10 protein-coding genes are annotated in these 12,720 nt (G+C 58.4%); 6 read left to right on the top strand and 4 right to left on the bottom strand.

The genetic code is table 11. From position 1 onward, the window contains the following. Positions 1 to 6 precede the first annotated feature (6 nt). Complete coding sequence (locus tag FTW19_RS05500) at positions 7 to 2,157, bottom strand: S9 family peptidase (RefSeq protein ID WP_246153583.1); 2,151 nt, start codon at positions 2,155 to 2,157, stop codon at positions 7 to 9. 41 nt (positions 2,158 to 2,198) lie between these two features. Beyond that, positions 2,199 to 3,443 (bottom strand): hypothetical protein, encoded by a 1,245-nt coding sequence (locus FTW19_RS05495; RefSeq protein WP_246153582.1) that lies wholly within the window; start codon positions 3,441 to 3,443, stop codon positions 2,199 to 2,201. Between the two features lie 223 nt (positions 3,444 to 3,666). Here FTW19_RS05495 and FTW19_RS05490 point away from each other — a divergent pair, with 223 nt between their 5' ends. The 3 genes from FTW19_RS05490 to FTW19_RS05480 all read left to right on the top strand — a co-directional run bounded on the left by FTW19_RS05490 (position 3,667) and on the right by FTW19_RS05480 (position 8,204). Continuing rightward, complete coding sequence (locus FTW19_RS05490) at positions 3,667 to 7,206, top strand: TonB-dependent receptor (protein WP_147646702.1); 3,540 nt, start codon at positions 3,667 to 3,669, stop codon at positions 7,204 to 7,206. Positions 7,207 to 7,365: 159 nt separating this feature from the next. Continuing rightward, positions 7,366 to 7,722, top strand: coding sequence for a hypothetical protein (locus FTW19_RS05485; RefSeq protein WP_147646701.1), 357 nt, complete (start codon positions 7,366 to 7,368; stop codon positions 7,720 to 7,722). 161 nt (positions 7,723 to 7,883) lie between these two features. Then, positions 7,884 to 8,204, top strand: coding sequence for a hypothetical protein (locus FTW19_RS05480; RefSeq protein ID WP_147646700.1), 321 nt, complete (start codon positions 7,884 to 7,886; stop codon positions 8,202 to 8,204). A gap of 56 nt (positions 8,205 to 8,260) precedes the next feature. Here FTW19_RS05480 and FTW19_RS05475 read toward each other — a convergent pair whose 3' ends face one another. Beyond that, positions 8,261 to 8,695 (bottom strand): OsmC family protein, encoded by a 435-nt coding sequence (locus FTW19_RS05475; protein ID WP_147646699.1) that lies wholly within the window; start codon positions 8,693 to 8,695, stop codon positions 8,261 to 8,263. Positions 8,696 to 9,220: 525 nt separating this feature from the next. On the opposite strand from FTW19_RS05475, the gene pheT reads away from it, so the two are divergent. The 3 genes from pheT (at position 9,221) to FTW19_RS05460 (ending at position 12,048) form a co-directional block, all read left to right on the top strand. Beyond that, positions 9,221 to 11,293 carry a phenylalanine--tRNA ligase subunit beta gene (pheT, locus tag FTW19_RS05470; protein ID WP_147646698.1) on the top strand — a complete coding sequence of 691 codons (2,073 nt, stop codon included), beginning with the start codon at positions 9,221 to 9,223 and terminating at the stop codon, positions 11,291 to 11,293. A 141-nt stretch (positions 11,294 to 11,434) separates the two neighbouring features. Continuing rightward, positions 11,435 to 11,716, top strand: a complete 282-nt coding sequence (locus FTW19_RS05465; RefSeq protein WP_147646697.1) for a hypothetical protein — start codon at positions 11,435 to 11,437, stop codon at positions 11,714 to 11,716. Between the two features lie 8 nt (positions 11,717 to 11,724). Then, complete coding sequence (locus FTW19_RS05460; RefSeq protein ID WP_147646696.1) at positions 11,725 to 12,048, top strand: cell division protein ZapA; 324 nt, start codon at positions 11,725 to 11,727, stop codon at positions 12,046 to 12,048. Positions 12,049 to 12,169: 121 nt separating this feature from the next. Here FTW19_RS05460 and FTW19_RS05455 read toward each other — a convergent pair whose 3' ends face one another. Continuing rightward, positions 12,170 to 12,697 carry a bactofilin family protein gene (locus tag FTW19_RS05455; protein ID WP_147646695.1) on the bottom strand — a complete coding sequence of 176 codons (528 nt, stop codon included), beginning with the start codon at positions 12,695 to 12,697 and terminating at the stop codon, positions 12,170 to 12,172. Positions 12,698 to 12,720 lie beyond the last annotated feature (23 nt).

Here is a 12,720-nt window from a genome sequence, read left to right as displayed (position 1 = left end):
ACTGCCTTACTTTGCGTAGGCGTTGCTGTGGGTCCAGCGGTCACACCAGTCATTGACCGTCTGATACCACAGCCGCGAGTTCTGCGGCTTCAATACCCAGTGGCCTTCATCCGGGAAGTACAGCATCTTGCTTGGCACCTTAAGCCGCTGCAGTGCGGTAAAGATCTGGAAGCCCTCGCTCACATCGAGACGGTAATCTCTCTGGCTATGAACAACCAGCGTGGGTGTTTTTGCATTTTTGATGTTCAGCATCGGCGACCATTTGCGGAAGGGATCCTGCGCGACGGGTAGCGACGCGTAACGCCAGGGCTGCCCCGGCTCCTTGTCGCCCGCGCGGCGAAACTCCCACTCGTTGAACCACATCTCTTCCGTAGAGCCGTAAGCCGACTGGGGGTTGTACATGCCGTCGTGCGTCACAATGCACTTGAAGCGGTTGCTATGCGTCAGAATCCAGTTGGCCATGAAACCGCCATAACTCGCTCCGAGAGCGCACTCACGTTCTTTGTCGATGAAGGGATAATGCGCTTCAGCGTAATCAAGCCCCTTCATCAGATCGAGGTACGGTTTACCGCCCCAGTCTCCATTCACACCATCGATGAAGGCCTGACCATAACCAGTAGATCCGCGTGGGTTGATCATGACAACGACATAGCCGTTGGCAGCAAAGAGTTCAGGGTTCCAGCGGTAGCTCCATGCGTCTCCCCAGGCGCCCTGCGGGCCGCCGTGGATAAGAAACTTCAGCGGGTACTTCTTCTGTGGATCGAGGTTCGGCGGACGAATGATGAAACCCTGGACCGAAGTGCCACCGGCGCCTGGGAACTTGAAGGACTCCATCGCCGGAAGTTCAAGCGAATGGATCAGGTCATCGTTCCCCTTTGACAACTCCGTGTAATGATCCGACGAGCCTGCTGTCGCTACCGAGACAATGCCGGCGGGACCATCTACTTTCATCGCAGTCGCGATCAATGTCTTGCCATCCGACGTCAGAGCTAGAGAACTGAACTCCGCTCCATGAACGATGTCTTTTGCTTCTCCGGCTGCCTGACCATCAATATCAACGGCAAGTACAGGCTCCTGCCCCTCGGAGGCAGACGCGAAATAGATTCGCTTCGAATCCGGCGACCAGGTAAATTCGTCAACCCAGTTGTCAAATTTCCTGACTGCCTCTTTGGTTGTCTTCTTTTCCCGGTCGTACAACATCAACCGGAAGCGGTCCGACTCATATCCCGCTCGCGCCTGCGAACGGAAGGCAAGATACTTCCCGTCCGGAGAATAAGCCGGGCCGTCGTCGCTACCGGGTGAGGTCGTAATCTTGACCGGTTTTGCACCCGGCGTAGCGAGATCTACGGTATAGATGTCATTGTTGGTGCTGGCCGCCGGAACCTCGTCCATGTTCACCACATAGGCCAGTTCCTTCTCATCGGGCGAGAACGCATAGCCCACAGGACCGCCGAGCGAAAAGGTAGGAGCGATGTGGTCTTTGATATCGCGTGTGGGGGTCACATCGCGCATCTGCTTGCCATCAACACTGACCAGCAGAATGTGGCTCCGCTTCGAGCCCTGGTAATGATCCCAATGGCGATAGAGAAGACCATCCCAGATCTGAGCCTTTACTGGACTCTTTGTTGCGGCATCGTCCTTTGCCTTGTTGCAGGCATCGTCTACAGCACCTTCAGTCGCGCACTCCGGATAGACCTCGCTGACGAACGCGATCCAGTCACCCTTCGGAGACCAGGTGGCTCCATCAGCTTCAGTCGAGATACTTGTGAGCTTGTGCGATGGGCCAACGATTCCCTGCTGCTCATCCCAGGGAGCGAGATAGATCTGCTGGTTCCCTTCGTTGCTTGATAGGAAGAGCACCTGTTTGCCATCAGGCGAGAAGCGGCCTGCAGTCTCGCCGTCTTTGCCGGCGGTGACGGCCTTTTCCTTCGCGCTGCCGTCGACGGGAACGGTATAGAGGTGCATGGTCTTTTTGTTGGTCGCCAGATCCACAGAAGTGGCCGAGAACATTACCCACTTGCCTGAGGGCGAGACCTGCGGGTCGGTAACGCGCCTGATCTGTTGCAGGTCTTCAAAGGTCATCGGGCGTTTTGCCTGCCCCGAAGCTGCTACGACAGCACTGAAGGTAATTGCACTGAAGAGAACGAGGGATCGCATGAGGAGACCAGTCTACGCCCTCCTCACGACCCATCATCCGCTTAGATGATGGCGGCATCCTCGATCTGTGGCGCGCCGATTCGTCCATCAACGACGTCCACCTTCAGAACGACCTCGATGTTCTTATGGATCCAGTCCGGACCTAAGCGACGATCCAACTGGGCCAGCAGGCCCGGATTCACAGCGAACTGCGATGCGGCATCCGTCCCAAATCGCTGCAGTCCCGCAATCACCACGATCGTGTTCGCGGTTGACGCCTCCCGAAAGCGCGCGACGATGGCATAGTCCGGCTTCTGGTCGAAAGGTTTTGACGGATCCCGTCTCCAGATTCTTCCAGGATTTGCGTTATCAAGAATCGCTTGGTCGGGTTTCGCCTGGAAGTGGAAACGAAGTGGCATAAGAAAGCGTTGTGCCCACTGGTTGTTGTAGGCGCCAATGAAGATGACGGGGCCCTCTGAGATCTGGGCTAGCGTCGTCGTTGCGGCCGATTCGATTCGATACTGGCCTGCATGACCGTTCAGCACTACCGCCACCCGCCCCACGGCCAGCGTGCTTCCGAAGGAGAGAAACGGATCAGGGATGGACTGATCGGCTACCTTTGTCCCCGACGGCGAAACTGCGGAGAACACGACACCGCCAGGACAGATCAAAGCCGGCTGCTTTGTTTCGAGCACGGGACGCCAGAAACCCGCCAACGCATCCCTGTGTAGAACGCCCCGTACCCATAAAAAGCCCGCTCCTAATATAAGGAGGCACAGCAAAGAGATCGATGCCAGCGCGGTCCGCTTCCACTTTTCGGCAGATCGCAACTCCGCTATCAGTCCAGCAAAGGCCCGATCGTCCACAGGAGCCGGGCTTGCCTGCGCAACTCCACTCTCTGTCGCCTCAAGCCGCTGAAACTCGGGCACGTACGATCGCGTGGATAACCCGATATGAATCGGGTCAGCTTCGCGGGCGTGATAGTAAAGAGCAAGCCTTTTTCGCACCTCGCCCGCGGAATAACGGACAGCAGTGTCGGTATTGGTATCGTAGTCCGCCGGGCGCCCAAAAACTTCGACACCGATGGTCCGTTCCTTGAGCTGATCAGCCTGACCTTCGAGCGTCTTCTCCACCAGATACTTCAGCAAGGCCGGGTAGCGCTTGCTGCTGGAGAACTGCGGGCTGCTTAGCACCTTTTGCAGCGAGGCGCGCACCTCTTCCCGGTCCGCCTCTGTGACAGGCGTCCATAAGATCCGCTCTAGACCAACCGTTGACATGTGCTGATAAGCCGAAATCATAGCGCACATCAATGCTTCCGGTCATCCACCAATTGTTTGTCCCATGTTTGAGACAAACGTTTTTCTTCAAAGCTGGAGCAAATACTCCGTTTCAAACAGTGAGTCACTTGCCAACGCGTGATCAGAGAGACGAGCGTGGCTTTTGGCCTTAAGGAAGCCCCAAAAGAGCTCCTGAGGCGTTGCGGGTGTTTCCAGGAACGACCTGGATCACCTTTCATAGGGGGAGCTAGAGATGCGAATAGTTCGTAGTTGCGCGATTATCCTCGCGCTATTACTTTGCACCGGATTGCCGACCGCCTTCGCCCAGTTAAGCACGGCGACGATGTTCGGAACGGTGACTGATCAAACCGGATTGGTGGTCCCAAATGCCACCATTACCTTCACGCAAACGCAAACCAACTTCGTCCGCGTTGGCAAAACCAAGGAGGATGGTTCCTTCCGCGAGGAATTCCTTCCGATTGGCTCGTACAAGATTACGGTGACAGCTGATGGCTTCAAGACGCTGGAGCGCTCCGGTATCGAGCTGACCGTCATGCAGAATGCGAGCCTGCCCCTGACGATGGAGGTAGGAACCACGACCGAAACCATCAACGTCACAGCCGATGTCCCGCTGGTCAACCTGGGCTCCGCGACACTGGGTGCTACGGTGGACAACCAGCAGATCGATAATCTACCGCTGGTTAACCGCAACGTCGACCGCTTGCTGCAGCTTGTACCCGGCGTGCAGTCGGTGAGTACCATCAACAACCTCGGTTACCAGGAGATCAAGGTCCTGGTGAACGGATCGACGGACGGCTTCGTCGGCCAGGTCTCTTATTATCTGGACGGCGGGCTGAACATGACCGGTCTCCGCAACTCGGGCAACCAGGTACCGAACCCCGATGCGATCAACCAGTTCAACGTCGTAACCAACAACTACGCCGCACAACTGGGCCGTTACTCGTCTGCCGTGGTCAGTATTGTGACCAAGAGCGGTACAAACAGCTTTCACGGTTCGGTCTTCGAATTCTTCCGCGACAAGAACTTCAACTCGGTCGCGCATAACTCGACCACAAAGGGCGACTACAACCAGCATCGCTTTGGCGCGACGTTTGGCGGGCCGATCCGGAAGAACAAGGACTTCTTCTTCGGCAGCTTCGGCGTGTACCGTTTTCGTACAACAGCGACAAACAGCGGCAGCCTGCCGAGCGCTGCGCAGCTCAACGGCGACTTCTCCGAAAACCTGCCCTCGGACATCACCAAGTGCAGCGACACCCCCACATCGTTCGACAACGCGAACCAGAAGTTCCTGGTCTGCGATCCTGACCCTAATAGCCCAACCTATAAGCTGCCGCTGCCGGGTAATAAGCTGAAGTATCTCGACCCGACAGCCGTTAACGTGCTGACCTACATTCGCAGCGCGGTCTCGAAGATGCCGAAGCTGCCGTTTCAGACAGGAGATACGCAGTACACCTACCGTGTACGCGAACCCGCACCGGAGCAGAACGAAGAGTATCTGATCAAGACCGATCACCAGATCACGCCGGCACACCGGGTGACCCTGAACTACTTCCTGCTGAACTATAAGCTGCACGTCAACCTGGGCGGCTTCACGCAGCAGTGGTCGTCCTCTGACTATAAGAACAAGCAGCAGAATGCGAACGTCAGCGATATCTGGACGATCAGCGGCCGCACCGTCAACCAGTTCTGGCTAAGCTACACGCGGCAGAACGGCGGACGTAATGCGATTTCTGGAGATCCGTCCAAGAAGACTCTGGCGGACTTCGGTTCCGACCTGGGTGTTGTAGGCACTCCCTCGCTGGCGCAGATCTCGATTGGCGGTGTGGAAGGCTTCACACTGACGCAGGCCATCACCGGACCGAAGGCCGGAGCGAACGTGTATGGTGTCCGCGACGTTCTTTCAACAATGCGCGGCAATCACTCGCTGTACTTCGGCGGTGAGGCTGGGTTGGAGAAGGATTTCCAGCTAACGTCACTCAACAACTACGGAACGTTCAACTTCTCGAGCACGACCGGCAGCACCTTTGCGCGCACCACGAACGCCCTGGCTGACTTTATGTCTGGACGGCCTTCGGGCATGGGCCAGGACACCGGCTTGTATGCGAACGCGAACTGGTTCACCTATGGCATGTTTGCCCAGGACGACTGGCGCATTCTTCCGAATCTGACGCTGAATGCGGGTCTGCGCTACGACATCCAATTGGCGCCGACCGACAACCGCCACATGAACTCGAACTTCGTCCCGGGTGCGCAGTCGCACGCATTCCAGAACGTATCGATTGTGGGAACGACACAAAAACTGGCTCCGCTCGGTATGCAGTTTCCGGGTGACCCGGGAGTTCCGAACGGTGGCGCTTTCACTCCGCTTAACCACGTTTCGCCTCGCTTCGGCTTCAACTGGGACCCGAATGGCAAGGGTAAGACGGTGTTCCACGGAGCGGCCGGGCTGTTCTTCGGCGGCATCTCCGGCAACCAGTGGGAGTTCCCGTCGAACTACGCTCCGTATGCCGTACGTAATAGCGGCTACACCAAAGTAGTTTCCATGACGCATCCGTACCAGGGCGACCCGACCGAGTTTCCAACGGGCACGAACCCTTATCCCTCTCTCCAGTTCGACTACAAGTCGGGTACAGCAGCCTTCCTACCGTTCAACCAGCTCGTTGCAATGGATCCGAACTACCGCTGGCCGTACTCTGTCCAGATCAACTTCGGCTTCCAGCAGCAATTCGGTAACGGCCTGGCGCTGAGCGCGAACTATGTGGGCTCGCTCAATCGCAAGACGCCGCTGTACAACGACATCAACGGACCGATCTTTAACATCAATCCGGACACCGGACTCTCCGGCCCTTCCTGCTTTACGGATACGGCTCACAAGATACCGGATACCACCAAGGCCTGCGGCTACGCGAATACGAGCGCCACGATCAACAATCGGCGTCCTCTGAACTCGCAGTTCGGTTCCTCGGCGGCAAACCCGATCTACAGCAACGTGTGGATCATCCGCTCGAACCAGAACTCGAACTACAACGCCCTGCAGATCAAGCTCGAGAAGCGCCTGTCACACCACTTCAGCGCCAGCGGTTACTACACCTGGAGCAAGACGCTGCAGAGCAACACACTCGACTCAACCGGCGGCCTGAATGGCACGTTCGTCGACGCCAACTATCCACAACTGGAATACCGTCAGCGTTCTGACCAGGACCGCCGTCACATGATGACGATGTCCTTCGTCTGGAAGCCTGACTACTTCACGCAGTACAACCGTCTTGTGCGCACAGCGCTGAATGGCTGGACCGTCACGGGTATCTGGACTGCGAACAGCGGTCAACCGTTCACCGTCACCACCGGTAATGACAACTACTTCTCCGGCCTGGGCAACAACCGCCCGAGCCTGAAGCCTGGCGCCGTTGCCCACACGCTGCCGCAGGGCTCGCGTGTGGCTGAGATGAAGCAGTGGTTCGATACCTCGGTCTACTGCCGTCCGGGTACGGATGCCGGCTGCCCGGGCGTCGGTCCGGGAGGTCTGCTGGGCAATACGCGTCCTGCAACGCTCGACGTCCCTGGCTATCGCAATGTCGATGCTTCGCTCTTCCGCAGCTTCAATGTCTACGAAGAAGTGAAGTTCCAGCTTCGCGGCGAGTTCCAGAATGTCTTCAACCTGGTCAATCTGGGTGGACCTTCGGCGTCAATGTCGGCATCGAACTTCGGCCAGATCACCGGCAGCGGTGGCGGCGTCCGCGTCATCCAGATCGGCGGACGTGTCCTCTTCTAACGGAACACAAGCCAGCAACGGAAAAGGGAGCCTTCGGGCTCCCTTTTCTGTTGCCTATCCGACGCAGCTTGCCCGCAACCCGTGGCCACCATGTTTGTTGCGCGAAACAAGGCGCGACAAAGCGCGTTTGAGCAGAACGTAAGGCGGAGGTTACCGCATATGAATACGATCAAGTCGGCAACGAAGTGGATTGGCGGAGCGGCAATGGCTGCCGTGATGTTCTTCGGTCTCTCACACAAGGCTGAGGCGCAGCATGTCTCGTTCGGTGTGCAGGTCGGAGGTCCCGTCGTAGTCGCGGAGCCTGCGTATCCGTATGCGTATGCCTACAACGGTGGCTACTACAACGGCTATAACGGCTACTACCGCGACGACTGGCGCCGTCGCCAGCATTGGGAGCATGAGCGTTGGGAGCGCGAACGCCACTACGACCGTGACTACCGTCGGGACTATGACCATGATCGTGGACGCGGCTTCGACCGTGACCACGGCTACGGATACGGCTACGGACGCCGCTAGTTGAAAGATCTTCCACCCGGGGCGGGCGTACGTTTCCCGCCCCGTATTTTTCTTCTTTTAAATCAGCAACTTACAGTAGCGACCCGGGATTTTTTGAAAGGTTGCGCGCAACACAAAGCGAAGTTCGCCGTTCAACCCGATGTACGCAGGAGGTAAATGCGATGAGTGCTCTGAAGACAGTTTCCAGGTGGATTGCCGGTGCGGCGGTGGCCGGTGCGATATTCGTGGCGGCCCCGCAGAAGAGTGAAGCCCAGGTTGCGGTTGGTGTTCAAATTGGCGGGCCCGTAGTTGTGGCTCGTCCGGTTCCGCCGCCTTATTACCGGCCTTACTATGGCGGTTATTACCGCCCCTATGGCTACCGGCCTTATGGCTACTACGGTCCGAGACCTGTCTACTACGCTCCGCGTCCGGTGTATGTGCGGCCGGTACCTCCGCCCTACTACTACCGCCCGGGCGTCAGTTTCGGAGTCCGCGTCCGGTAACGGAAAGCATTAAAAATCCCCGCCCCACGGAGCGGGGATTTTTGTTTAAACCTGGTTTACAGAAGAGTGGCGTCGAGGGTGATTTCGGCAGCGGCAAGAAGCCGCGAGATGGGGCAGTTCTTCTTAGCGCCGTCTGCGATCTCGTGAAACTTCGCGGCATCAAGACCGGGGACACTGGCCTTGACGGTGAGCAGGATCTTGTTGACCGTAGGTGCGCCATTCACCATGTCGAGGGTAACCTTCGCGGTGGTGTCGATTGAGGCCGGCGGGGTGTTGTTCTTGGTCAACTCAGCCGAGAGAGCCATGGAGTAACAGCCGGCATGGGAGGCGGCGATCAGCTCCTCAGGGTTGGTGCCGGGCTTGTTCTCAAAGCGCGTAACGAACGAGTACTCCTGATCCTTGAGAACGCCGCTCTGCGTCGAGATAACGCCGCTGCCGTCCTTCAATCCACCCTTCCATACCGCGGTTGCGGTGCGATCTGCGATAGCCATCGATTCTTTCTCCTTGTACCGGGTTAGATGCTGCGATTTTTTTCGCGTTGCAGGTGTATGCTCCTGCCATGCAGACGCAACCTGAACAAACGGTTGAGACGGCCGCCGAGGATACGGAGAGCTGCCCGCTGCCCGGCGAACACCACCAAGTGTACTGTCCAACGTGCTCGGCGCGCCTTACCAGCCGGCGGTGCAAGCTGATCTGCGACCAGTGCGGGTATTACATGTCGTGCGCGGACTATTACTGAGACGAGTCTAGAGCTAGACATTTTTTTGTTTGTCATTTCGGAGCGTTAGCGGAGAAATCTGCTTTTCTACCGAGGCCTCTCACCCGGGCAGACTCCGAAAAGCAGATCCCTTTGGGATCACAAAAAGCGGTCGCTCCCAGGGCGATACCCGCCCTTCGCGATAAAACTGCGACGAATAGGGCAACGAAGGTAGTGGCTTAACCGAATTTGCCGATACGCCCCGTTCTCAGACGGTCACAGGCCTTAGGTTCGATAGACTATTGCCAGTACCCTGGCAATGAAGATCCTCTCCAACTGGCTCCGCTCCTACCTTCCTGCGCTCACTGTCTCTGACCGTCAACTGGCCGATGACCTGACCCTGCGCGGCATCGCCGTCGAGGGTGTCTTCGAACTGAACGACGACAATGGCTCTCTGTTCGAGATGGACATCACCACCAACCGTGTGGATGCGATGAACCATTACGGCGTAGCCCGTGAAGCAGCAGCTATCTATGACGTTCCGCTGTTGCCTCTGGATCTGGCGCTGCCTGCACCAGCTGCCGGTGAGTCTCACCCGGTCCGCATTGAGGCCAAAGACCTGTGCGGACGCTTTACAGCCCAGGTAATTCGCGGCGTCACCGTCAAGGCGACCGATGGCGACATCGCCTCGCGTTTTGCGGCGCTGGGGCAGAAGCCGATCTCGAACGCGGTCGACATTACCAACTACACCTGGCTGGCGATGGGCCACCCGACCCACGTCTTCGACCTCGACAAGATCGAGGGCGCCATTGTGGTGCGTACTGCCCGCAAAGGCGAGACCATCAAGCTGCTGGACGGAACCGATAAGGTGCTGGAAGCCGATGACCTGGTCGTCGCCGACGAGAAGAAGGCCCTTGGTCTGGCCGGCGTAATGGGCGGCTGGGACTCGCGCGTCACGGAAGAGACGAAGAACATTCTGGTAGAGGCTGCGTGGTTCGATCCGTCGAGCATCCGCCGCAGCTCTCGCCGTCACGGTCTGCATACGGATGCCTCGCATCGTTTCGAGCGCGGTGCGGATATCGCAGCTGCTCCGGCGGCCAATGCCCTGGTCTCGAAGCTCCTTGTACAGTTCTGCGGCGGCACCCTGACCGGAGCCATGACCGACGTTTTGATTCCGGAGATCGAGGCAAAGACGGCGAAACGCCCTCCCATTGCGTTGGCGGCAAGCGAAGTACAGCGCCTGCTTGGCTCAACAACCGATGGCCAAGGCATTACCGCCTGTGTCGTGGAGCAGTATCTGCGTGCCCTCGGCTGCGTCCTGGCTCCTGCCGGCGATAGCGCTTATGCGGTAACGCTTCCCTCGTGGCGGCTTGATCTTGAGCGCGAGATCGACCTGATCGAAGAGGTCGCTCGCGTGTATGGCTACAACCGTTTCGAAAACACGCTGCCGTCGTTCTCCGGTGGAGTGGTAGAGCTGCCCTACGAGGCTCCGGAGCGCGCAGTCCGGTCAACATTGCTTGCAGCGGGTTTCACAGAAGCGATCTCCAGTACCTTTGCCTCTGATGCCGATTCGCAAACCTTCGCCGGTGGCGGCGTGCCGATGGGCAATCCGCTGAATGAAGAGGCCGGTAACCTGCGTCCCTCGCTGCTGCCAGGCATGGTGACCATGCTGGCGACGAACCTGAATCGCGATGTGAACGACGTGCGGCTTTATGAGATGGGCACACGCTTCACCGGATCCACGACAACGGTCGTCGAAGAGCCGTCACTCTCTCTGGGAGCAACCGGCGGAGCCCGTGCCACCGCAGTTGTAAGCGAGGCCGATGCTCTCTTCTACGAGCTGAAGGGCGCGATCGAGAAGCTGTTTGCTCGCTTCCGCATTCCGGCGCATGTGTATGCGCAGGCGAACCTGCCATCGTGGGTCGAGCCAGGCCGCGGGGCCACCATCTCCATCGAAGGCCAGATTGTGGCCGTGTTGGGAGAACTCTCTTCTGCAGAAGCCGGCAAGCGCAAGCTGCGGCAGCCGGTGTGGCTGGCCGAGGTGAATCTGGCGAAGCTCTTCGCTTTCCCATTGCGCACGCCGGTAGCGCATGAAATCTCGCGTTATCAGGCGGTCGAACGCGACTTCTCGTTTGTCTTCCCGGATGCCGTGACATGGGCAACAGTAGAATCGGCGATCTACGGGCTCGACAACACCGAACTGTTGCGAGTGGCCCCGGAGGAGATCTTCCGCGATGCGAAGGGCAAGGCTGTCGCTGCCGGGCACTATTCCCTGCTGACCCGTGTTGTCTTCCAGTCGCAGGAGCGCACGTTGCGCGACGAAGAGCTGACGGGCTGGTCAGCCGAGATCATCAAAACGCTGGAAGGGCTTGGCGGAAAACTGCGTGCATAGCGCGTGTCATCCAATTCCTGTCAGTCCGGAGTTGAGTGACAGCCTGGGGTGCCAAGCCAGATTCCCCAGGTTGTGGATTTCCAGCCGCATATTCACCCGCGCGAAGGCTATACTTCGCCCAGAAGAGGTAGATTTTCAGCTATGAGCACCACCGCAACCACCGTAACCGTTGATGAACTGCAGGCACTCGAACAGAAGGTGCTCCGTGCCGTTGAGATTGTCCGCAAGGAGCGCGAAGAGCGCGCCGCCGCCGAGGCGAAGGTCGCGCAACTCACGCAGCAACTGCAGTCGTTGCGCGAACAGCTCGAGCTGCAGCAGATGGAGACCCAGGACGTTCAGACGCAGGTCGAGAGCCTGAAGGGTGAGCGCGAGAACGTGCGCGGACGCATGGAGAAGCTGCTCGAGCAGCTCGAGACACTGTAGGAGGAACGATGGCAGAAGTCCCCCAGGCCGTCAGTGTTGATATCTATGGGCAGATCTACAATCTGCGCGGTACCGATCCGCAGTACATCGAGCGCCTGGCTGCATTGGTCGATGCGAAGATGCGCGCCGTTGCCTCGCATGGCGCAACCGTAGATTCTCTGCGTGTCGCTGTTCTGGCCGCACTGAATATCGCCGATGAATTGGAACAGGCACGCGGCCGTTACTCAGAGCTTGAGGGCAGCGTGGAAGAGACCTCGACAACAGTACGCAACCGCGCCGATTCGCTGGCCGGTCTGCTCGATTCGATTCTGGAAGAACGCCGCGTCGGCTGACGAGGTTTCCGACCCCCGAATCAATAGAGCGAACAGACACGAAAAAGCCCCGCTGAGAGCGGGGCTTTCTTGTGTATTGCAACCGTGCAGATCTGAGGAGTGATCTGGGAAACGATCCGGGTTAGGCTTCTGCCGCAACCGGTTCGGCCTTCTCGACGATCGCCGGGCTGCCCTTGGCATCCTGGCCACCGGGCTTGCGGATGTCGATGCCGCCTTTGAAGAAGGCGCCGTCCTCGATGCTGATGCGGGCGGCGATCACATCGCCGGTCAGCGAACCTTCGCTGCGGATTTCCACGCGATCACTGGCCTGGCAATTGCCCCGCACCTTACCCAGCACGACGATTTCGCGCGCGCTGATGTTTGCGGCTACCTGACCGTTACGGCCAATCGTTACACGGTTCCCCGGCAGATTGATGGCACCTTCCACCTTGCCGTCGATGAACAAGCTCTCCGAGCCGGAGACTTCGCCCTTGACGACGAGGGATTTGCCGATCGTAGCCTGCTCGCCGGTATTGGCGGCAGCAGGAGAAGAAGAAGAAGCAGCGGGTGTCCGCGCCGCTGCCGGTTCATAGCCGGTCGCTGGCGTGGTCGGACGAATTGGTTCGGGGGTTGAGGTGGGCACGTTGCCGGGCTGGTTCGGTTTCCACATGGTGAATCCTGTTTCCTTTCGTT

The sequence above is a fragment of the Terriglobus albidus genome, assembly GCF_008000815.1.
In the GTDB taxonomy this organism is placed as follows: Bacteria; Acidobacteriota; Terriglobia; order Terriglobales; family Acidobacteriaceae; genus Terriglobus; species Terriglobus albidus_A.
The sequence above is the reverse complement of the archived record's forward strand: the minus strand, read 5'-3'. Positions and strand labels throughout refer to the sequence as shown.